Annotated in this window: 21 protein-coding genes; 7 read left to right on the top strand and 14 right to left on the bottom strand. The window is 67.8% G+C overall.

Annotated features, from left to right (window positions below; genetic code table 11):
- Positions 1-4: 4 nt before the first annotated feature.
- Both F3T56_RS31700 and F3T56_RS31695 read right to left on the bottom strand, forming a co-directional pair.
- Positions 5-358 (bottom strand): sensor histidine kinase, encoded by a 354-nt coding sequence (locus F3T56_RS31700; RefSeq protein ID WP_149828785.1) that lies wholly within the window; start codon positions 356-358, stop codon positions 5-7.
- Between the two features lie 56 nt (positions 359-414).
- A complete protein-coding gene (locus tag F3T56_RS31695) occupies positions 415-858 on the bottom strand; it encodes a PPOX class F420-dependent oxidoreductase (protein WP_149828784.1) in 444 nt (147 codons plus the stop codon).
- A gap of 185 nt (positions 859-1,043) precedes the next feature.
- On the opposite strand from F3T56_RS31695, the gene F3T56_RS31690 reads away from it, so the two are divergent.
- Positions 1,044-1,730, top strand: coding sequence for a helix-turn-helix domain-containing protein (locus F3T56_RS31690; protein ID WP_149828804.1), 687 nt, complete (start codon positions 1,044-1,046; stop codon positions 1,728-1,730).
- Positions 1,731-1,788: 58 nt separating this feature from the next.
- Here the strand turns inward: F3T56_RS31690 and F3T56_RS31685 are convergent, their stop codons facing one another.
- Positions 1,789-2,814, bottom strand: a complete 1,026-nt coding sequence (locus F3T56_RS31685; RefSeq protein WP_149828783.1) for an ATP-dependent 6-phosphofructokinase — start codon at positions 2,812-2,814, stop codon at positions 1,789-1,791.
- A gap of 235 nt (positions 2,815-3,049) precedes the next feature.
- Between F3T56_RS31685 and pta the strand changes: the two genes are divergently transcribed.
- From pta to pyk, 3 genes are all read left to right on the top strand, one after another.
- Positions 3,050-5,164, top strand: coding sequence for a phosphate acetyltransferase (gene pta / locus F3T56_RS31680; RefSeq protein WP_149828782.1), 2,115 nt, complete (start codon positions 3,050-3,052; stop codon positions 5,162-5,164).
- A gap of 20 nt (positions 5,165-5,184) precedes the next feature.
- A complete protein-coding gene (locus F3T56_RS31675) occupies positions 5,185-6,405 on the top strand; it encodes an acetate kinase (protein WP_149828781.1) in 1,221 nt (406 codons plus the stop codon).
- A gap of 141 nt (positions 6,406-6,546) precedes the next feature.
- Positions 6,547-7,977, top strand: coding sequence for a pyruvate kinase (pyk, locus tag F3T56_RS31670; RefSeq protein WP_149828780.1), 1,431 nt, complete (start codon positions 6,547-6,549; stop codon positions 7,975-7,977).
- Between the two features lie 131 nt (positions 7,978-8,108).
- Here the strand turns inward: pyk and F3T56_RS31665 are convergent, their stop codons facing one another.
- From F3T56_RS31665 to F3T56_RS31650, 4 genes are all read right to left on the bottom strand, one after another.
- On the bottom strand, positions 8,109-9,467 hold the full coding sequence (locus F3T56_RS31665) for a hypothetical protein (RefSeq protein WP_172639233.1): 1,359 nt from the start codon (positions 9,465-9,467) through the stop codon (positions 8,109-8,111).
- The gene (locus tag F3T56_RS31660) at positions 9,457-10,077 is read right to left on the bottom strand and encodes a DUF6114 domain-containing protein (RefSeq protein ID WP_149828778.1); all 621 of its coding nucleotides are present in this window, start codon (positions 10,075-10,077) and stop codon (positions 9,457-9,459) included. The genes F3T56_RS31665 and F3T56_RS31660 overlap by 11 nt, the downstream gene beginning before the upstream one ends.
- A gap of 166 nt (positions 10,078-10,243) precedes the next feature.
- Positions 10,244-10,879: a DUF6230 family protein gene (locus tag F3T56_RS31655; RefSeq protein ID WP_149828777.1), complete on the bottom strand. Its 636-nt coding sequence runs from the start codon at positions 10,877-10,879 to the stop codon at positions 10,244-10,246.
- A gap of 661 nt (positions 10,880-11,540) precedes the next feature.
- Entirely contained in the window at positions 11,541-12,518 is a 978-nt protein-coding gene (locus F3T56_RS31650; RefSeq protein ID WP_149828776.1) for a tetratricopeptide repeat protein, read from the bottom strand.
- A gap of 170 nt (positions 12,519-12,688) precedes the next feature.
- On the opposite strand from F3T56_RS31650, the gene F3T56_RS31645 reads away from it, so the two are divergent.
- Positions 12,689-13,312: a TetR/AcrR family transcriptional regulator gene (locus F3T56_RS31645; protein WP_149828775.1), complete on the top strand. Its 624-nt coding sequence runs from the start codon at positions 12,689-12,691 to the stop codon at positions 13,310-13,312.
- Positions 13,313-13,437: 125 nt separating this feature from the next.
- Here the strand turns inward: F3T56_RS31645 and icmA are convergent, their stop codons facing one another.
- From icmA to F3T56_RS31615, 5 genes are all read right to left on the bottom strand, one after another.
- On the bottom strand, positions 13,438-15,138 hold the full coding sequence (icmA, locus tag F3T56_RS31640) for a coenzyme B12-dependent isobutyryl-CoA mutase large subunit (protein WP_149828774.1): 1,701 nt from the start codon (positions 15,136-15,138) through the stop codon (positions 13,438-13,440).
- A 75-nt stretch (positions 15,139-15,213) separates the two neighbouring features.
- Positions 15,214-15,552 (bottom strand): DUF3817 domain-containing protein, encoded by a 339-nt coding sequence (locus tag F3T56_RS31635; RefSeq protein ID WP_149828773.1) that lies wholly within the window; start codon positions 15,550-15,552, stop codon positions 15,214-15,216.
- Between the two features lie 56 nt (positions 15,553-15,608).
- Positions 15,609-16,118: a MarR family winged helix-turn-helix transcriptional regulator gene (locus F3T56_RS31630; protein WP_149828772.1), complete on the bottom strand. Its 510-nt coding sequence runs from the start codon at positions 16,116-16,118 to the stop codon at positions 15,609-15,611.
- 272 nt (positions 16,119-16,390) lie between these two features.
- Entirely contained in the window at positions 16,391-16,714 is a 324-nt protein-coding gene (locus tag F3T56_RS31620; protein WP_149828771.1) for an antibiotic biosynthesis monooxygenase family protein, read from the bottom strand.
- Positions 16,711-17,970 (bottom strand): cytochrome P450 family protein, encoded by a 1,260-nt coding sequence (locus F3T56_RS31615; protein ID WP_149828770.1) that lies wholly within the window; start codon positions 17,968-17,970, stop codon positions 16,711-16,713. The genes F3T56_RS31620 and F3T56_RS31615 overlap by 4 nt, the downstream gene beginning before the upstream one ends.
- Before the next feature lie 232 nt (positions 17,971-18,202).
- Here F3T56_RS31615 and F3T56_RS31610 point away from each other — a divergent pair, with 232 nt between their 5' ends.
- Both F3T56_RS31610 and F3T56_RS31605 read left to right on the top strand, forming a co-directional pair.
- Positions 18,203-19,846 (top strand): FAD-dependent monooxygenase, encoded by a 1,644-nt coding sequence (locus F3T56_RS31610; RefSeq protein WP_281291928.1) that lies wholly within the window; start codon positions 18,203-18,205, stop codon positions 19,844-19,846.
- Positions 19,847-19,875: 29 nt separating this feature from the next.
- Positions 19,876-20,892, top strand: coding sequence for an amidohydrolase family protein (locus F3T56_RS31605; RefSeq protein ID WP_246204087.1), 1,017 nt, complete (start codon positions 19,876-19,878; stop codon positions 20,890-20,892).
- 67 nt (positions 20,893-20,959) lie between these two features.
- Here F3T56_RS31605 and F3T56_RS31600 read toward each other — a convergent pair whose 3' ends face one another.
- A complete protein-coding gene (locus tag F3T56_RS31600; RefSeq protein ID WP_149828768.1) occupies positions 20,960-21,280 on the bottom strand; it encodes a TcmI family type II polyketide cyclase in 321 nt (106 codons plus the stop codon).
- Complete coding sequence (locus tag F3T56_RS31595; RefSeq protein WP_149828767.1) at positions 21,265-21,720, bottom strand: SRPBCC family protein; 456 nt, start codon at positions 21,718-21,720, stop codon at positions 21,265-21,267. The genes F3T56_RS31600 and F3T56_RS31595 overlap by 16 nt, the downstream gene beginning before the upstream one ends.
- Position 21,721 lies beyond the last annotated feature (1 nt).

Raw genomic sequence — 21,721 nt, 5'->3', positions numbered from 1 at the left:
CCCCTCACCCCACCCCCGAATACCCCCGAGCCGCCCACCTCGGCAGCACCACCCACATACGCGTCCCACCCCCAGGCTCCCGAGCCTCCCCAAACCCCCACTCCCCCTTACACGCCCGCACCACGCACCCCAAGACCCGCAACGCACCCCTCCTCCGCGCATCGCATGCCGCCTCCAGCTTCGGATGCCCATGCCGCCGATGCCCGTCGTAAAGGACCAGCTGCAACTCGCTGTCCCGGTACCGCAGCGACAGATACGCCTCCGTGTCCGGCGTGAACTTCCAGGCGCAGGCGATGAGTTCACCCACCACCTGAACCGCCGGATCGACGATGTCCCGCATCCCGTACGTCTGGAGCACGACCCGGGTGTACGCCCTCGGCGGGCAAGGCCGACCACCTGCTCTGACCACCCGCCCTAACCCAGCTTCCCCGGCCGGAACTGCTCCACCCCCACCACCCTCCGCACCCGCACCGGCTCGATCAGAATCATCAGGCGCCGCTCCCCGGGGAGGAGCCACGGATACCGCTCCTCCCCGATGTACTTCTGCGTGAGCCGATCCATGGACCGCGACGCCTCCTCCCCCTCCACGAACCGCACCACCCGCCCCCGGATCTCGGCCCGGTCGTAGGGATTCTCGGAATCAATGTGGGACAGGGAGACACTCGGGTTGCGCCGGAGGTTCTCCTCCTTCACGCGTCCCACCGACGTGTTGACCATGACGTACTCACTCTCGCCATCCCCTTCGATGTCCACCCACATGGGTGACACCTGAGGCGCCCCGTCCGGCCCGACCGTCGCCAAGTGCCAGTAGTTCGGCGCGAGAAGGCGCTCACGTATGTGCCCGTCCAGCTTCGTCATACGGCCATCCCTACCCAGGGATACCCGAGGATCCGCACTCAGGTCACTTCCACAACACGAGTCACAGGAACCGTAGCTTCCTACAATCCGTGATTGTGGCCGAACAGCCCGTAGTCACCGCAGCCCCACACCCCTACGTTGTGCGCGTGCACCGACGCTCAGCCCATGAACGGCAGCCCCAGCACCTGTCCCCCCACCCATCCCCGCCCCCACACCCGCAGCCGGACTCCCAAGCAGCCGCCCCGCCCTTCAACGCCCCGGCAGCCCGAAAACTCCGTACGGCCCTCGGCATGGGACCCGAGCACGTCGCCTACGGAATGCGCACCTCGTACGGGCTCCCTTATGTCACCCCGGACATGGTCAACGCCTGGGAACACGGCATGTTGGCGCCGACGAGTCCCGAACTCACCGCACTCGCGGGCGTGTTGTGGTGCTCGCCGGGTGAACTCATCGGCACGCCCCGGACCTTGCGTGAGCACCGCACAGCGCGTGGACTCGCCGCCGAGGACGTCGCGCACGCGGTCGGCATCGACCTGTCCCTCTACCTGCGCATGGAGGAGACCGACGAATGGCGTGGCACGGACCGCCAGTCCGCCGCCCTCGCCGACGTACTCGACCTCGCGCTCCCCGACCTCGTCGCGGTCACGGGACGTGAGACGAAGTTGATCGAGTTACTCCACAACGCGGTCACCACACGCTGGCAGGCCTACGTACGGCCGACGGCCAGACTCCTGCCCCTCGACAAACGCCTCCTGCAAGACGTCCTCCAGGAGATGCACACCGACTACCAGGGCCGTACGACCGCCGGCCGCGAGTACCTGGACCGGATCGTCGACCACTTCTGGACACTGGTCCAGCGAACTTCGTACTAGCTCGTACCAGCCCGTACTAGCCCGCACCAAGAAGAACCCCTAGAACTAGGAAGAATCCCTAGAACACCGACTCCGCCTCATCCATCCGATCCTTCGGCACCGTCTTCAACTCGGTCACCGCCTCCGCGAGCGGCACCATCACGATGTCCGTCCCGCGCAGCGCGGTCATCCGCCCGTACTCCCCGCGGTGCGCGGCCTCGACCGCCTGCCAGCCGAAGCGCGTGGCGAGCACCCTGTCGTACGCGGTCGGGGTGCCGCCGCGCTGGACGTGGCCGAGGATGACCGGCTTGGCCTCCTTGCCGAGGCGGCGCTCCAGCTCGTACGCGAGGGCCGTGCCGATGCCCTGGAAACGCTCGTGGCCGAACTGGTCGATCTCGCCGTGGCCGTAGTCCATCGTGCCCTCGGCGGGGTGCGCGCCTTCGGCCACACACACGACCGCGAACTTCTTGCCCCGCGCGAAGCGCTCCTCGACCATCTTCACCAGGTCAGCGGGGTCGAACGCGCGCTCCGGCAGACAAATACCGTGCGCGCCCGCCGCCATCCCGGACTCCAGCGCGATCCATCCGGCGTGGCGGCCCATGACCTCCACCACCATCACCCGCTGATGTGACTCGGCGGTCGTCTTCAGGCGGTCCATCGCCTCCGTGGCGACCCCGACCGCCGTGTCGAAACCGAAGGTCCGGTCCGTCGACGAGATGTCGTTGTCGATCGTCTTCGGGACACCGACCACCGGCAGACCGGCGTCGCTCAGCATCCGCGCGGCCGTCAGCGTGCCCTCGCCGCCGATGGGGATGAGTACGTCGATGCCGAACCGGTGCGCCATGTCCTGCGCGTTCTCGCATGCCTCGCGGAGGCGGTCCCGCTGGAGACGTGACGAACCCAGGATCGTGCCGCCGCGGGCCAGGATGCCGCTGACGGACTCCAGGTCGAGGCTGCGGTAGCGGCCGTCGAGGAGACCGGCGTAGCCGTCCTCGAAGCCGATGACCTCGTCGCCGTACTGGGCGACCGCTCGGTGCACGACCGACCGGATCACCGCGTTCAGGCCCGGACAGTCGCCGCCTGCGGTCAGAACTCCGATACGCATCGTCCTGTGTCTCCTGCTCATCCTGCTGGGTGCTGGTACTTGTGAGCCAGTCCGATTGTTTCACGGCTCACAGGGGGCCGCCGCGCCCGTAACACCTACCCGCCCGAGCCGCGACCTGACGGGCGCCTTATCCATCGACAAGGGTATTGTCAAGAGGGTTTCCGTCCGCCGCAGCGGTCATTTTCACCCACGGCAATCGCACAAACTCAACCATCACACGAAACGGAGAGCACACGTGACGCGCAGCGTGTACGTGACCGGGATCGACCGCGGCGACGGCCGTCAGGTCGTCGAGCTGGGGATCATGGAACTCCTGACCCGCCAGGTCGACCGGGTGGGGGTGTTCCGGCCGCTGCTGCACCACGGCCCGGACCGGCTCTTCGAACTGCTGCGCGCCCGTTATCGGCTCTCCCAGGACCCGGCGACCGTGTACGGCATGGACTACCACGAGGCGTCCACGCTCCAGGCCGAACACGGTATCGACGAGCTCGTCTCGACCCTCGTCGGCCGGTTCCACGCCGTCGCCCGTGACTACGACGTGGTCCTCGTCCTGGGTACCGATTTCGCCGACACCCAGTTCCCCGACGAGCTCGCCCTCAACGCCCGGCTCGCGAACGAGTTCGGCGCCTCCGTGATCTCCGTGGTGGGCGGGCGGAAGCAGACCGCCGAGTCCGTGGCCGCCGAGACACACAACGCGTACCGGGCGTACGCGGGGCTCGGCTGCGACGTCCTCGCCATGGTCGTGAACCGGGTCGCGCCGGCCGACCGCGCCGAGATAGCCGAGCGCCTCGGCGACTCCCGGCTGCCGCTCCCCGTCCCCTCCTACGTCCTGCCCGACGAGCCCGCGCTCGCCGCGCCCACCGTCGCCCAGATCACCCACGCCCTCGGCGGCAAGGTGCTCCTCGGCGACGACTCGGGGCTGGCGCGTGACGCGCTGAACTTCGTCTTCGGCGGGGCCATGCTGCCGAACTTCCTCAACGCCCTGACCCCGGGCTGTCTGGTCGTCACCCCGGGCGACCGGGCGGACCTCGTCGTCGGGGCCCTCGCCGCGCACAGCGCGGGCACCCCACCCATCGCCGGTGTGCTGCTTACCCTCAACGAGCGGCCCAGCGAGGAGGTCCTCACCCTCGCCGCCCGGCTCGCGCCCGGCACCCCGGTGGTCGCCGTCGAGAGCGGGTCCTTCCTCACCGCGTCCGAACTCTTCTCCATGGAGGGGAAGTTGAGCGCGGCCACCCCGCGCAAGGCGGAGACGGCGCTCGGGCTCTTCGAGCGGTACGTCGACACGGCCGAGCTGCGCACCCGGGTCTCGGCGCCCAGCAGCGACCGGATCACGCCGATGATGTTCGAGCACACCCTGCTCGAACAGGCCCGCTCCGAGCGGCGCCGCGTGGTCCTCCCCGAGGGCACCGAGGAGCGCGTGCTGCACGCGGCCGAGGTGCTCCTGCGCCGGGGCGTCTGCGACCTCACCCTCCTCGGGCCCGTCGACCAGATCCGCAAGAAGGCCGCCGACCTGGGCATCGACCTCGACGGCTGCCAGCTCCTCGACCCGCAGACCTCCGAGATCCGGGACACCTTCGCGGAGAAGTACGCCCAGTACCGGGCCCACAAGAACGTCAGCATGGAGCTGGCGTACGACGTCGTGTCCGACGTGAACTACTTCGGCACGCTCATGGTCCAGGAGGGCCTCGCCGACGGCATGGTGTCGGGGTCGGTGCACTCCACGGCCGCCACCATCCGGCCCGCGTTCGAGATCATCAAGACCAAGCCGGACGCGGACATCGTCTCGTCCGTCTTCTTCATGTGCCTCGCCGACAAGGTGCTCGTCTACGGCGACTGCGCCGTCAACCCGGACCCGAACGCCGAGCAGCTCGCCGACATCGCCATCCAGTCCGCCGCTACCGCCCGGCAGTTCGGGGTCGAGCCGCGGATCGCGATGCTGTCGTACTCCACCGGTACGTCCGGCTCGGGCGCCGACGTCGACAAGGTGCGGGAGGCCACCGAGATCGTGCGGTCCCGGCGGCCCGATCTGAAGATCGAGGGGCCGATCCAGTACGACGCCGCCGTCGAGCCGAGTGTCGCCGCCACCAAGCTGCCCGACTCCGAAGTCGCCGGTCAGGCAACCGTGCTGATCTTCCCGGACCTCAACACCGGCAACAACACCTACAAGGCCGTGCAGCGCTCAGCCGGCGCCCTCGCGGTCGGGCCGGTCCTCCAGGGGCTGCGCAAGCCGGTCAACGACCTGTCCCGGGGCGCCCTCGTCCAGGACATCGTCACCACGGTCGCCATCACCGCGATCCAGGCCCAGACGCCGTCCGTCCACACGCCCGCCGTCCAGCCCACCGCCAAGTGAACGCCCACAGAAAGCACACCGTGACCGCCACCCGCGTCCTCGTCCTCAACTCCGGCTCCTCCTCGGTGAAGTACCAGCTGCTCGACATGCGCGACAGCAACCGGCTGGCCGTGGGCCTGGTCGAGCGCATCGGCGAGGAGAACTCCCGGCTGAAGCACACCCCGCTCACCGACGGCGGCACCTCCCGCGAGCGCACGGAGCCGATCGCCGACCACGCGGCCGCCCTCCAGGCCGTCGCCGAGGAGCTGGCGAAGGACGGGCTCGGCCTCGACTCGACCGAGCTGGCCGCCATCGGGCACCGCGTCGTGCACGGCGGGCAGAGCTTCACCGAGCCCACGGTCGTGGACGACGCCGTACTCGCCGAGATCGAGCGGCTGATCCCGGTGGCGCCGCTGCACAACCCGGCCAACCTGACCGGTATCCGTACGGCCCAGGCGCTGCGCCCCGACCTCCCGCAGGTCGCCGTCTTCGACACGGCCTTCCACACGACGATGCCGGAGTCGGCCGCCCGCTACGCGATCGACGTCGAGACCGCCGACACGCACCGCATCCGGCGCTACGGCTTCCACGGCACCTCGCACGCGTACGTCTCCCGGGCGACGGCCGAGCTGCTGGGCAGGGCCCCGGAAGACGTGAACGTCATCGTGCTGCACCTCGGCAACGGGGCGTCCGCCTCCGCCGTACGCGGCGGAAAGTGCGTGGACACCTCCATGGGGCTGACGCCTTTGGAGGGGCTGGTGATGGGTACGCGGTCCGGTGACATGGACCCGGCCGTCATCTTTCATTTGATGCGCGTTGGTGGAATGTCCACGGACGAGATCGACACTCTCCTCAACAAGAAGAGCGGTCTGATCGGGCTGTGCGGCGACAACGACATGCGGGAAATACGCCGTCGTATCGACGAGGGCGACGAACGCGCGAAGCTGGCGTTCGACATCTACATTCACCGGTTGAAGAAGTACATCGGCGCCTACTGCGCGGTCCTCGGCCGGGTGGATGCGATCGCGTTCACGGCCGGGGTCGGCGAGAACGCGGCACCCGTGCGGGAGGCCGCGGTGGCGGGCCTGGAGCAGCTGGGCCTGGCCGTGGACGACGAGCTCAACGCCGTACGGAGTGACGAGCCGCGACTGATCTCACCGGCCGACGCGCGGGTCGCGGTCGCCGTGGTGCCGACGGACGAGGAACTGGAGATCGCGACACAGACGTACGCCCTGGTCCACCCGGCCGGAAAGAACATCTGAGCTTAGAAAAGAACAACTGAGCAAAGAACAGCCGAGCAAGCCGAGCAATACACACCGGTAACACGATTGAGCGCATAGCCGCCCATATGCATTCCACCAGACGGAATATTCCGTAGCGAAACAAACCGATAGGATCGCCCCATGCGCCGTTCGAAAATCGTCTGTACTCTCGGCCCCGCGGTCGACTCCCACGAGCAGCTTGTCGCACTGATCGAGGCCGGCATGAACGTGGCCCGCTTCAATTTCAGCCACGGCAGCCACGCCGAGCACCAGGGCCGCTACGACCGCCTCCGCGCCGCGTGCGCCGAGACCGGCCAGGCCATCGGTGTCCTCGCCGACCTGCAGGGCCCGAAGATCCGTCTGGAGACCTTCGCCGAGGGTCCGGTGGAACTGGTGCGCGGTGACGAGTTCACCATCACCGCCGAGGACGTGCCGGGCGACAAGCAGATCTGCGGTACGACGTACAAGGGGCTGCCCGCTGACGTCGCCCCCGGCGACCAGGTCCTCATCAACGACGGCAACGTCGAGCTGAAGGTCATCGAGGTCGACGGTCCGCGGGTGCTGACGCGGGTCATCGAGGGCGGTGTCATCTCGGACCACAAGGGCATCAACCTGCCCGGCGCGGCCGTGAACGTGCCCGCGCTGTCCGAGAAGGACGTCGAGGACCTGCGGTTCGCGCTGCGTATGGGCTGCGACCTGGTGGCGCTGTCCTTCGTGCGGGACGCCAACGACGTGCGGGACGTCCACAAGGTGATGGACGAGGTGGGCCGCCGGGTCCCCGTCATCGCCAAGGTGGAGAAGCCGCAGGCGGTCGAGAACATGGAGGACGTCGTGATGGCGTTCGACGGCGTGATGGTCGCCCGTGGCGACCTGGCCGTCGAGTATCCGCTCGAGAAGGTCCCCATGGTGCAGAAGCGGCTCATCGAGCTGTGCCGCCGCAACGCCAAGCCGGTGATCGTGGCGACCCAGATGATGGAGTCGATGATCACCAACTCCCGTCCCACGCGCGCCGAGGCGTCCGACGTCGCCAACGCGATCCTGGACGGCGCGGACGCGGTCATGCTGTCGGCGGAGTCCAGCGTGGGTGCGTACCCGCTGGAGACGGTCCGTACGATGTCGAAGATCGTCGCGGCGGCCGAGGAGGAGCTGCTCTCCAAGGGTCTCCAGCCGCTGGTGCCGGGCAAGAAGCCGCGTACGCAGGGTGGTTCGATCGCCCGTGCCGCCTGCGAGATCGCCGACTTCCTCGGCGGCCGGGCCCTGGTGGCCTTCACGCAGTCCGGTGACACCGCCCGCCGGCTGTCCCGCTATCGCGCGTCCCAGCCGATCATCGCGTACACCACCGACGAGTCCACCCGTAACCAGCTGGCGCTCAGCTGGGGTGTCGAGTCGCATGTCGTGCCGTTCGTGAACAGCACGGACGAGATGGTCGACCTGGTCGACCACGAGATGGTCAAGCTCAACCGCTTCAACGAGGGCGACATCGCCGTCATCACCGCCGGCTCGCCCCCCGGTGTCCCCGGCACCACGAACATGGTCCGGGTGCACCACCTGGGCGGCGGCGCGCGCGACTGACGCGCCGAGGCCGTACAGGCCGCCGTACGTACGACAGTGAGGGCGCCCCCTGCGGACAGGGGGCGCCCTCACTGTGTTGCGCGGCTCCCGAACGGGTCCTGTGCGACTGCTCAGTCGGTCATTGCGACTGCTCAGTCGGTCATGAACTGGTGCATGCCCGGCACGGTGAGCGTGCCGCCGAACTGGCCCGCCTGGACGACCTTCACATTGGTGAAGTAGATCAGCGGGATGTCCAGCGGCGGCGGGTGCTTCGGGTCGAAGGTGACCGGGATCAGACCGAGCAGGTTGCCGGAGATGCTCTCGGTGTACATGACCGTCTTGCCGTCGCGGATGGTGGACGTGGTGCCCTTGCCGGCCTGCACGTGGTAGGTGACGCCGGCCTGCTTGTCCTCGACGGTCTGGTGCAGGTCGCCGATGTCCGAGCCGTCGGAGACGACGTACTTCAGGACCTCCTTGACCGAGCCGTCGGCGGTCTTCACCTTGACGACGCCCTTGTAGGAGGCGCCCTTCAGCAGCAGCGAGCTGGCGTTCAGGTACCACGGGTCGTCGGGCAGCGGCGGGATGCCCTGCTCGACGCCGCTCTCGTCGTCCGTGGCGGCCGGGCAGTCCTCCGCGTTCACCCCGTCGCTCGGCGACGGGCTCGGGGACACGGTCTCATCGTCGGCGGTGTCGTCAGCCGTGTCGTCGGTCGTGTCCTCGGCGGTGTCGGTGACGTCCTTCGCGGTGTCCTCGACCTTGTCCGCCGCGTCGTCGGCGGTGTCCTTCGCGTCCTTGGACGAGTCGGACGAGTCGGTGTCCCCGTCCCCGGACGAGCCGGAGGTGTCGTCCGTGGCCGACGGGGACGGCGTGGCCGAGGGGGTGGCGCTGGGCGACGTCTCCTTGTCGTCCGGCGTGAACAGGTCCTCGAGCGCGCTGCCGATGTCGTCCAGGACGTTGCCGCCGGTCTCGGTGGCGGAGGGCGACGGCGAGGCCGTGGCGCCCGAGGCCTCCTTCCCGGCGGTGTCCTCGGTCGTGGACTCGCCGGTGTCGCCCGTCTCCGTGTCGTCGGAACCTGAATCCGACGAAGAGGAGTCGTCGGACGAGGTGTCGTCCGACGCCGAGTCGTCCGAGCCCGTGTCGGAGTCCGTCGGCGTGTCGTCATCCGTCGCCGTGTCGTCGTCCGCCGTGTCGTCGCTCTCCGAGGCGGAGGGGGAGGGCGTGGGCGAGGCCGTGGCGTCGTCGCCGTCTTCGGCTGCCTCCAGGGCCTCCACGCAGTCCTTGTACTCGTCGGCCGTCAGGCTCTGCGACGCCGGGTCCTCGGCGCGGGCGAGCGTGGGCGTGAAGCCCGTACCCATGAGGACCGCCGTCGGCATCGCCGCCAGGGCTATCGCCTTGCCCGCCGGCATCTTGAGCCGGGTGAGAAGGGGCTTCTTGGGCGCCGCGTGCCGCGGTCCGGATCTCGCACGGGACTCTCCCACCGAAGTCCCGTGGGTCACCTCGTCAGCCGGCACTGTGCCTCCCGTTCGTCCCGTTCGTGGGGGTGGTACCTGACAGGTCGTCACCCTCGCCGTTCGTCGCCCCGTTCACCGAGCCCGCCGTGGCGGGTTCCGGGGCGTCGCCCTTGTGGAGGTCGACCTGACCTTGCTGTGCCGTGTTCTGGGGGTTCTGGGGAGCCGTGTCCTGGCGCGTCGGCATGCTGTACGTGGACGGCACCGCCGCCTCCTCGCGGCCAGGCGCCCAGGCGATGGCCATCGCGCCACCGACCAGCGAGAGCAGGAAGCCGACACCGAAGCCACCGAGGTTGGAGACCGGGATCGACACCAGAGCCAGGAGGATCGCCGCGGTACCGGCGAAGGTGCGTACGTGCCGCTGGAACCACAGGCTGATCCCGAGCACCACCAGAAGCACGCCGATGATGAGGGATCCGGCGCCACCGGTCGTCGCCATGGCGAGCGTCAGATGACCGATCTGCAGGTTCGCGTACGGCAGGTACATGATCGGGAAACCGCCGAGCAGCACCAACAGGCCCGCCCAGAAGGGGCGACTGCCCCTCCAGTCGCGGAAGCGCCGCCGAAAGGCGCGGAGATAGTCTTCGTTCTGCCCCGTTGACTCGGCGCTCATGGACAACAGCTCCCTGGAACGGTGTTGCTGTGAGAAGTTCACGTACGACGCGTACGAGGCGCGCCTACGCATGTCACGTACGGAACTCGCGCGCGCGGTGTTCGCACACGGCGAGAAAGACGGGCGGGCGAAGAAGCGTGGGCCCCCTCGCCCGCCCAGGGAGTGCTTAGTAGCACTCCACGGTGCCCTTGTGGAGCGACATCTTGAGGTTGCTCAGCTTGAAGGTTCCGGCAGTGGTCGCCCACGCCGTCTGCTTCACGTCGGTCAGCGTGGCCGAGTCGGCCTGCTGGGCGAACCCGTAGGGGTTGGCCTGCTCCTTGCCGCCCTTCATGCCCGGACCCTTGCCGGCGTCCTTGGCCGCCACACCGATGTCGATGCCACGGAAGGTGGCATCCGCCGAGAGGTCCTCGACGTCGATGTAGAGGTTCTCGGCCTTGACCTTCTCGCCACCGGTACCGGCGGTCAGCTTGAGGCTGACGCTACCGAAGATCGGGACGTTCGGGGTGACGACCGACTGGCACATGTTGGTGATCTCCGCGTCTCTGAACGCGGAGACGGCGACGGGGTGAGCCGTCTTCTCGCCCTTGAGGGTGTAGCCCTCGTCGAGCGCTCCGTACTGCGAGAAGCCCGTACCGTCGAGCCGGTCAGCCGTCACCTTGAACGACTGGCCCGACACGCTGAACGACGCGGCAAGAGCACCCTGCGCGAGGGCGACACCTATCGCTGCTGTGGCGGCGACGCTGGGCACCATGACCACAGCGAACCGCTTCCATCTGGTCCCGCCACGCACCTGGGACTCCATATTTCCTCCTTCTCGGACGTACATCTCCTGACCGGTTCGCCCCGTGGAACGGCGGCTCGGCCGGGCAGGGATGGGAGAAGTGCTACGTCCTCGGGAAGGAGAGCGCCCGCGCTCGGCGGCGCGAACAGCGCCCGAATCACCGGCGATCACCCCCGAGCGACAACCACTGGTCGCGCCTGACACGCATCACGCACAACCTGCTGGACAGGCTCTGCCGTTGAGCAGAGACCCCCCTGTCCAAGAGCCGGCGCCACTGTCGCCGGCTCTACTCGGTGGGGACCCAGAAAACCCGTTGACCCGACTGGCTGGCGGGGTACGGGAATGGACCGAGCGTCGCCGATCGTGGTGCATTCTCGCCGCCCCCGCAAGGGGGTTCGTTACTGGCTAGTAACGGACGGATAACCGAACAACGACCCATCGGCATCGGTCAACGCCCCAGGGTGGCGCCGAGTGAGCCGACACATCGGGGGACAGCCGGACAGATTCCGACAGAACGACGGCATTGCCTTACTGGCAGTAACAGCGGCCGCGATTACCAAGATTTGGTAAAGCGCGGCCGCGTTGTCGCTGTGTCGGCAAATCTCTCACTCGTGCATCACGCGCCACGGCACTTCGACCCGGACGCGCACAACCCCTTGCGGAGTCAAGGACGAGCGGTCGATCAGAACAGCGCCCGTGCCAACGCCCGCCGCGCCGCGGCCACCCGCGGATCGTCGGACCCGACCACCTCGAACAGCTCAAGCAGCCGCAGCCGTACGGCATCCCGGTCATCCCCGGCCGTGCGCCGCACCGTGTCGATGAGTCGACCGAACGCGTCGTCCACATGTCCGCCGACGAGGTCGAGGTCCGCCGCCGCGATCTGTGCCTGGGCGTCAGCCGGGTTCTCGGCGGCCGCCTTGCGCACCTCCTGCGGGTCGGCGCCCTGCACGCGCTGCAGCAACTCGGCCTGTGCGAGGCCCAGTTTGGCCTCGCTGTTGCCCGGGTCGTCGCTCAGCACGTTCTTGTACGCCTGCACCGCACCGCCGAAGTCGCCCGCGTCCAGCGCGTGTACGGCGGCTTCGAGCAGATGGTCGTACGGGCCGGCCGGGGCCTGCGGGGCGGCCTCGACGGGGGCGCCCGGCTCGGTGTCCGGGTCCACCACGAGGCCGGTGAGACCGAAGCGCTCCTCGGCGACCTGCACGAGCTGGTCGAGGGTGGCGCGGATCTGCTGCTCGGGGGCGGCGCCCTGGAAGAGGGGCAGCGCCTGCCCGGCCACCACAGCGAAGACCGCCGGAATCCCCTGGATCCCGAACTGCTGCATCAACATCTGGTTGGCGTCGACATCGATCTTGGCGAGGACGAACTTGCCGTTGTACTCGACGGCCAGCCGCTCCAGCACCGGGCTGAGCTGCTTGCAGGGCTGGCACCACTCGGCCCAGAAGTCGATGACGACGGGCACCTCGGTGGACCGCTGCAGGACCTCACTCTCGAACCCGGCCTCATCTACATCGATGACCAGGTCGGCCGGCGAGACCGCCCCTCCCCCGCCCTGTCGGGCCGCTTCGGCGCGCGCCTGCTCCGCCTTCACCTTGGCCTCCTGGGCCGCCTTCACCGCGGCGAGGTCGACGACTCCGCTCATGGACATGTTCCGTGGCTGCATGAGTACATCCTCCCCCCTCCGAGCGCGCACGTGAAAAGCGCCAGGCTTTCGATACGAGTCGTAGCGTAACTGCGCCGGCGACTCCTATATACCCACCCCCCAGTGATCTGTCTCACGACGGCGGGGAAGACATGCCGAAGCCCCCGGGAACGGCCGGATATGGTCGGCGGATGCAGAGCCGCAGCCCCGCCCCCCGCGCCACCGGCCGCCCGCGCAGCACCACCGCGGACACCGCGATCCTGGCGGCCACCCGGGAGGCCCTGGTCGAACTCGGCTGGTCCAAGCTGACCCTGGGCGACGTGGCGGCCCGCGCCGGAGTCGCGAAAACGACCCTCTACCGCCGCTGGGCAGGCAAGAACGAACTAGTCGTCGACGCCGTGGCCGCCCTCTTCGACGAACTCCGCCTCCCCGACCGAGGCAGCCTGGCCGCCGACATCGAGGGCGTGGTCCTCCAATTCGCAGCCATCCTGGCCCGCCCGGAAGCGAAAAGCGGCCTGATGGCGGTAATAGCCGAATCCACCCGCGACGAGGCCCTCCGCGAACGCATCCGCACCTCCATCGTCGCCCGCCAAAAACGCCTGGTCCTGGAAGGCCGCACCCGAGCCCAGTCCCGAGGCGAACTCCCCCCAGAACAAGACCCCAAGACGGCCGCCCACACAGCCGACCTGATCTTCGACGTAGTAGCAGGCGCGGTAGTCCACCGCACCTTGGTAAGCGCAGAACCAGCAGACGAAACCTGGGCAATGGCGTTCACGAAGCTATTGCTGGAGGGTTTGAAGGAAACGCCCCGTTAGGCCCGCACCCCCGAGCTAATGGGCGTGGGGTCGAAGGGGCGGCAGCCCCTGGACGGGGTCCCCCCGCTCGAGCGAAGCCGAGAGTGGGGGAGGGACGGGTAGGGGCGGCGGGGGCGAAAGAACCCCTAGAACCCAGCCGGCTCCGTATACACCCCCCACTCCTCCCTCAACACCCCACAGATCTCCCCCAACGTCGCCTCGGCCCGCACCGCATCCAACATCGGCCCGATCATGTTGGCCCCACCCCGCGCGGCAACAAGCATCGCGTCCAACGCCCGCCGCACAGCCGCGTCATCCCGCCCAGCCTTGCGCCCGGCCAGCCCCCGCACCTGCTCCCGCTCCACCTCATGACTCACCCGAAGAATCTCCAGATCCCCGGTCACAGACCCATGATGGACATTCACGCCCACCACCCGCTTCGACCCCTTCTCCAGGGCCTGTTGATACAGGAACGCCGACTCCGCGATCTCCCCGGTGAACCACCCGTCCTCGATCCCCCGCAGAATCCCGGACGTCACGGGCCCGATCGGATGCCGCCCATCGGGATGCGCCCGCATCCCCCGCTCCTTGATCTGCTCGAAGATCCGCTCCGCGTCCGCCTCGATCCGATCGGTCAACTGCTCCACGTACCACGAACCCCCCAGCGGATCCGCGACATTGGCGACCCCGGTCTCCTCCATGAGCACCTGCTGCGTACGCAGCGCGATCTCGGCGGCCTGCTCACTCGGCAGGGCCAGGGTCTCGTCCAGGGCATTGGTGTGCAGGGAGTTGGTCCCCCCGAGCACCGCGGAGAGCGCCTCCACCGCCGTACGCACCACGTTGTTGTACGGCTGCTGCGCGGTCAGCGAGACACCGGCGGTCTGCGTATGGAACCGCAGCCACTGCGCCTTCTCGGAGCGCGCCCCATAGACATCCCGCATCCACCGCGCCCAAATCCTGCGCGCCGCACGGAACTTGGCGATCTCCTCGAAGAAATCGAGATGCGCGTCGAAGAAGAAGGACAGCCCCGGCGCGAACACATCCACGTCCAGCCCACGGCTGAGCCCCAGCTCCACATACCCGAACCCGTCCGCGAGCGTGTACGCCAGCTCCTGCGCGGCCGTGGCCCCCGCTTCACGGATGTGGTACCCGGACACGGACAGCGGCTTGTACGCCGGGATCTCGGCCACGCAGTGCTCCATCAGATCGCCGATGAGCCGCAGATGGGGCTCGGGCTGGAAGAGCCACTCCTTCTGCGCGATGTACTCCTTGAAGATGTCGGTCTGCAGCGTCCCGTTGAGCGCACGCGGATCGACACCTTGCCGCTCGGCGGCGACGAGATACATACAGAAAACCGGAACAGCCGGCCCACTGATGGTCATGGAGGTGGTGACATCCCCCAGCGGGATGTCCTTGAACAGCACCTCCATGTCGGCGGCCGAATCAATGGCCACCCCACAGTGCCCGACCTCGCCCAAGGACCGGGGATCATCGGAGTCCCGCCCCATGAGCGTCGGCATGTCGAACGCGACGGACAGCCCCCCACCCCCATTGGCGAGGATCATCTTGTACCGCTCGTTCGTCTGCTCGGCGTTCCCGAACCCCGCGAACTGCCGAATGGTCCACGTCCGCCCCCGATAGCCGGTCGGATAGAGCCCCCGCGTGAACGGAAACTCCCCCGGCCACCCGATCCGCTCGAACCCCTCGTACACATCCCCGGCCCGTGGCCCGTACACCGGCTCCACAGGATCCCCGGAAAGCGTGGTGAAGTCCCCTTCGCGCTTCCGCGCGGCGTCGTACCGGGCCTGCCAGCGTCGGCGACCCTCTTCGATGGCGTCAGCGTCCATGCCACCAATTTACTAGGACGTCCAACTAAATGTCGATGGCAGACCGCCGTACGCGCATCCGTACGGCGGTAAGGGCTAGGCCTTGGCGGTCGCGAACGAGCTGTCCGCGATCTTCGCCTCCACCTCGCGGCTGACCTTGCGCTCCACGAAGAACGCGGCCGTCGGGATGGTGCCCGCCAACAGCACCCACAGCTGCTTCTTGACCGGCCACTTCGCCTTGGAGCCGAGATCGAAGGCGAAGACCAGGTAGAGGACGTACAGCCAGCCATGCGCGAGGCTGACGACGTACGTGAAGTCCGCGGCCCCGTCCAGATCGAGCACGTACTTGCCGATCATGCCGAGGGTCAGCAGGATCAGCAGGACACCGGTGACATAGGCCAGGACGCGGTAGCGGGTCAGCACGCTTTTTTTCATGCGTCCGAGCGTAACCACCGGTTTTGAGCGATCTTCGGGCGCCCCTCGGCGGCCGCTCAGCTCTCCTCGAAGTCCCCCGCCGCCACCCTCAGCGGGCGGAGCATGGCGAAGATCTCGGCGCATTCCTCGGCGTCGTAGACGGAGAGGCCGAAGTCCATGGCCATGAGGTCGCGGGTGGCGGCGTCGCAGACCTCGCGGCCCTTGTCGGTGATGGAGGCGAGGGTGCCGCGGCCGTCGTTGGGGTTGGGGCGTTTGTCGACCAGGCCGGACTTCACCAGGCGGTCGACCGTGTTCGTGACCGACGTGGGGTGGACCATCAGGCGCTCGCCGATCTTGGACATCGGCAGCTCGCCCTTCTGGGAGAAGGTGAGCAGCACCAGGGCCTCGTAGCGCGCGAAGGTCAGCCCGTACGGCTTGACGACGGCGTCGACCTCCGCCAACAGGATCTGCTGGGCGCGCATGATCGAGGTGATCGCGGCCATGGACGGGACGTTTCCCCAGCGCTGCTTCCAGTGCTCGTCGGCGCGAGAGATGGGATCGAAGGAGAGGCTGAGCGGCTTCGGCACGGCACCGACCTTACCGGCCGGTCACATGCTGGTCAGCCCCGTCTCGCGTTTCGGTCCCCAGGGGGGGTCCCCACGCGGTGCCCCACACACGCCTCGCCCCCCGACGCGGACGCCTACCTGGACTGGATCGACGCCTTCGCGGGCGCCCTCGGCGACAGCGACGCCGTGGGCGTCCTCGAACCTGACGCCATCGCACACCAGTTCGACAGCAGCATGGTGAGGAAGGCGACCCGCGTCCCGGATTCCGGGACGACGGGCAGGTGAGCATCCGTTCAGGACGGATGAGACCCCACGACCTGGAAGACCGCTGTCCACCGGTCGTCGTGCAGGCAGGCGTTCATCGGCTTGACCAGATCTTCGTGATCAGGGTCGGTGCGCCACCCTTTGATGGCTTCAGGGCTTTCCCACTCGCTGGTGAGCAACCACTGGCCGGGATCGTCAAGGGAGCGGCAGAGCTGTTCGCCTCGATGTCCGGGGAATCGCGCGGCGCGTTCGAGCACGCGATGATAGGCCGCCACGAAATCCGATTCCGTTCCCTCTCGCACGCGAAGCAGCCGGATGACCCGCACACGCGACGCGGCCGGAAGGCCGGTCATGACGGGTCGAGGGTGACGAGAAGCTCCGCCAGCCCGCGGAAGGCGGGGAACGGCACGGTGAGCCAGCGCGCTTCTTCCGGCGCCCCCACCGTTGCCATGTGCGGGTACCGCCCGAAGAGCGTGGTGAGGGCGGTCTGCATCTCCAGACGTGCCAGCGGAGAGCCGATGCAGTAGTGCGCGCCGTAGCCGAACGTGAGGTGGGTGCCCTGGACGTTCGGCCGTGTGACGTCCATCCGGTCCGGCGCGTCGAATGCCTCCGGGTCACGGTTGGCCGCGGTGAGCGAGATCTGGACCAGCGCGCCCTTGGGGATGAGGGTGTCGCGGATGACGATGTCCTCTTTCGCGTAGCGGAACGTCGCGTTCTCCACGGAGGATTCGAACCGGAAGATCTCTTCGATGGCCGCCGCCGTCGCTCTCTCGTCCTTGAACGCCAGGCGCCTCTGCTCCGGTTCGGCGAGCAGATGGTGGACGGCGTTGCCGATCTGGTACGCCGTCGTCTTGTGGCCCGCGAAGAGGATCACCCACGCCGTGGAGACGAGTTCGTGGTCGGTGAGCGCGCCGTCCTCGTCCTTCGCCGTGACGAGTGCGCTGAGCAGGGCTCCGTCGGGCTCCTTGCGCTTCCGCGCGATCAGGTCCACCAGATAGTCGCGGAGGTTTCCCTCGGCGATTTCCAGCTTCTTTCTCGCCTCGGGGCCGAACCCTGTCCGGGCGACGGTGGCGGACCATTCCTGGGCCCGCTTGCGTTCGTTCTGCGGAACACCCAGAAGTTCACAGATCACCTGGAGCGGCAGCGGGAAGCAGAACTCCGGAAGCAGGTTCACGGGCTCGTCCGCCGGGCATCGGTCCAGCAGATCCTCAGTGATCTTCTGGACGCGCGGGCGCAGTGATTCCACCCTTTTGGGCGTGAACGTGTTGCCGACAATCCTCCGGAGCCTGGTGTGCTTCGGAGGATCCGAGAAGAGCATGTTGTCGTCCAGAGCGATCGACGAGTCACCGAAGATGCGGTGGTAGGCGTCGATGGCGCCGTACATGTCCTTGCTCAGGCGGGGGTCGGCCAACGCGGCACGAGCGTCCTCGTAGCGCGTGATGAGATACGTCTCGACCCCGTGGGGAGGCGTCAGCGGGCATACGGGTGCCGTCTCCCGGAGTTTGGCGTAAACGGGGTGCGGGTCGGCGCGGTACTCCCGGCTACAGGCCGAGGCCGCGGCCTGGGCCTCTTCGGTTGACAATTCCTCGGATGCGAACGCTTGGGTCATGGTTGGTCCCGGGGGTAGGGGCGGGTTCCGGTCGGTAGGTTCCACGGTTTCCCTTGCGGTGCTGCGCACCAAACGCTGGTGGGCCATATGGGTCCCGTCGCCGCTTCCATATGGGTCTGGCCGCCACGTGAAGAGTGCGAACCGGGTCGTCTTGGTAAGCATCTCCGAAAGGCCAGTCCTCTGCTCCCGGGCCGAGGCATCGCCGAGCAGGCAGGAAACAGGCGGGAAACAAGTGAGCAGACGCACAGCGGAATCTGTACCAGTTCTCATCGTCGGCGGATCCCTGGTGGGTCTTTCCATGTCCGTGTTTCTGGGACGGTTTGGAATCGAGCACATGCTCGTCGAGCGGAACACCGGTACATCGACGCACCCGCGTGGCCGTGGGAACAATGTGCGCACCATGGAGATCTTCCGGACCGCCGGGCTGGAATCGCATATCCGGGAGGCCGCCTCCGCTCTCGCCGGAAACGACGGTGTCCTTCAGGTGGACACCCTCACCGGGGATCAGCGCCACTGGATCGTTCCGGACATCTCCGCAGGCATGGACATCTCCCGGGTCAGCTCGTCGAGTTGGTGTCTGTGCAGTCAGAACGATCTCGAGCCGGTGTTGCTGGACCACACCCGCCGGGGCGGAGACATCCGTTTCGGCACGGAGTTGCTTTCCTTCACGCAGAACGGAGACGGGGTTCAGGCGCACGTCGTGCACCGGGACTCCGGTGAGACCTATACCGTGGACGCCGATTTCCTGGTGGCCTCCGACGGACCCAGAAGCTCCGTTCGCAAGCGCCTGGGAATCGGCCAGTCAGGACCCGGTGACCTGTTCCACAACGTCAGCGTCACATTCCGCAGCAAGGCCCTCAAGGAATACGTCGGAGAGCGACGATTCATCGTCTGCTATTTCACCGACCCCCTCGGTGAAGGAGCATTGCTGCCGGTGGACAACGAGTACCGATGGGTGATCCATGTTCCTTGGAGTCCGGACCGGGGCGAAACCCTGGAGGACTTCAGTGACGCGCGCTGCGCGGCACATGTCCGCGCGGCCGCCGGTGTTCCGGACATCGACGTCGAGGTCACGGGAAAGGCGCTTTGGCACGCTTCGCAGCGTGTCGCGGACGCCTACGGACAGGGCCGGGTCTTTCTGGCCGGTGATTCGGCACATGAAATGCCGCCCAACGGCGCATTCGGCTCCAACACCGGAATCCAGGACGCCCACAATCTCGCCTGGAAACTGGCCGCGGTGCTCCGCGGCTGGGCGGGCCCGCCCCTGCTCGACACCTACCAGCACGAACGCCGGCCCGTCGCTGTCGCGACAAGCGCACGGGCCTCCCAGCAGGCGGTCGAGGAGCAGCACACCGGATTCGGTCTGGCAGCGGGACGCAACAACGACGCGTCGGACCTCATGACCGCCGCGCTCTGCTACCGGTACGCGTCGGACGCGGTGGCAGGCGCCCCCACGGAACGGCCGGTGCTCCCCGAGACCTTCGAACTCGACGGGGCCCCGGGGAGCCGTGCCCCTCATATGTGGGTCATGAGGGGAGGCACCAGGATCTCCACGCTCGATCTGTACGAGCGTTCCTTCGTGATGCTCGCCGGGTCCAGAGGTCGGATGTGGCGGAACGCGATGGAGAAGGCCGCCGCGAACGTGGGCGCTCCGGTCGAGGTGTACCTCGTGGGACACGGCCGCGATCACGACCTCGTTCCTGAACCGGGTGCCGAGTGGGCGGAACTGCACGGCACAGCCGAAGACGGTGCCGTCCTCGTACGCCCGGACGGTTTCGTCGCATGGCGAGCGCACTCCGAGATGCCGCACGCCGATCGCGTCCTGACGGATGTGCTGCAGACCGTGCTCGGGCGCGACCGAGCACGTACTCCCTGAAGGCCCCACACCGAGGACATGGCAAACACATGGCAATTCCCCCCACAGAGGTTCCATCCACAGAGGTTCCGTCCGAGGAGATTCCCTCCACCGGCCGAGTGGACGTCCACCACCACTTCACGGCGCCCGCCTGGCTGGACTGGGCAGAAGCACGAGGCGTCGTCAAGCGCGAAAAGCTGCCCTGGTGGACGCGCTGGGACCTGAACACGGCTCTGGAGGTCATGGACAAGACGGGCATCAGCACCGCCGTCATGACCGTGGCGATGCTCGGCCGGCTTCAGGAGCCCACGTTGCGTCGGGAGAGCGCGCGTGTCGCGCTGCGGGCGGCGGCCGACGTCGTCGAGAACCATCCCGCACGCTTCAGGTTCTTCACCCCGGTCTTCCTCGACGACCTGGAACTCTCCTCATGGAGCCTCCGGTACGGCCTCGACGAACTCGGTGCCGTCGGGGTGAGCACGAGAACGAGCATGGCCGGTGTCCACCTCGGGGACGACTCGCACGACCGCCTCCTGAAGGAACTGGACGAGCGGTCCGCGATCGTCAGTACCCACCCCATGGAGGTGCCGGCAGGCAACGCCGACGGTGTCGGGCTGCCGGGAGTGCCACCGTTCGTATGCGACTTCCTCGTGGACACCACGCGTGCCGCCGTCAACCTCATCAAGAACGGCACCCTCGACCGCTATCCGAACCTCACCTTCATCCTCCCGCACGGAGGAGGCTTTCTCCCCTACATCGCCACCAGGCTCGAACTGTTCGGCGGGCGTCTCACCCCCAAGATCGAACCGGGCCGGGTCCGTGACTACCTGCACCGCTTCTACTTCGACACAGCGGGCCCCATGTCCCCCTCGGCCACCCCCAGCCTGTTGGCCACCGTGGACCCGAGCCGCATCCTTTTCGGCACGGACTGGCCGCCCACCCCCGCACACGTCATCACCGACATCACGGCACCCGCTCTGGACAACGATCCGGCCCTCTCGGAACAGCAACTCCGAGGAATCAACCGGGAGAACGCGCTGCGGCTGATGCCGGGGCTCGCGCATTCGTAGAACGCGCACCAGACAACGACAAGGCCGCCGCCCGCGCCTCCTCAGCGCGGGCGGCGGTGTTGTTCGTTCAGCGTTCCCACCGGTAGAAGCACCGCGCCATCGCATCCTTCGGACTCCGCCAGGTCTCGGGGTCGTACGGGCTGACGAAGGCTTCGAGCCTCTTGCTGATGGCGACGAACTCGGGGTGTCCGGCCACCTTCGCGACGGCGGGTCCCGGGTCCTGCTCGGCCTCGATGAAGTGCATGTACACATCGCCGAACTGGAACAGGGAGCGCTTGGTCACACCGACGAGATGCGGGAGTTCGCCGCGGTCGGAGGCCGCGAAGACCTCGGCGATGTCCTTGGCCGACTCCGGGGCCATCCTGGCGACGATCAGTGCGTGGTGCATGCCGCCTCCACACGGTCGCGGATGAGGGCCATCTGGATGGGTGAGTTGCGGTTGATGATGTCTGTCATTCCGGCGTCGTCGACCGGGGCGCCGGGCTTCATGGCGAAGTCCTGCGTCCAGTGCATCCGGGTGCCGGCCGGGGTCTCCTCGTACTCCCACACGATGTTCATGTACTCGAAGGGGCCGGTCTCGACCCTGCGGGCCCGCACGATGAGTTGGTCGCGGTCGGCGACCCGCTCCGAGACCCAGCTCCACACCTTGCCGTTCTCGTCGGGGTGCATGGTCAGACGGAAGGTCACCGTGTCGCCCTCCCGGGACAGCACCTCGCAGGAGGCGTACTCGCTGAACAGCTGCGGCCATCTCTCCAGGTCGTTCGTCATGTCCCAGACGAGGTCGAGGGGAGCGGCGATGGTGATCTCGTTCTCGGTGTGTCCGGCCATG

It is taken from the genome of Streptomyces tailanensis (assembly GCF_008386495.1).
Classification (GTDB): domain Bacteria; phylum Actinomycetota; class Actinomycetes; order Streptomycetales; family Streptomycetaceae; genus Streptomyces; species Streptomyces tailanensis.
This window is presented reverse-complemented; position numbering and strand designations above follow the sequence as displayed.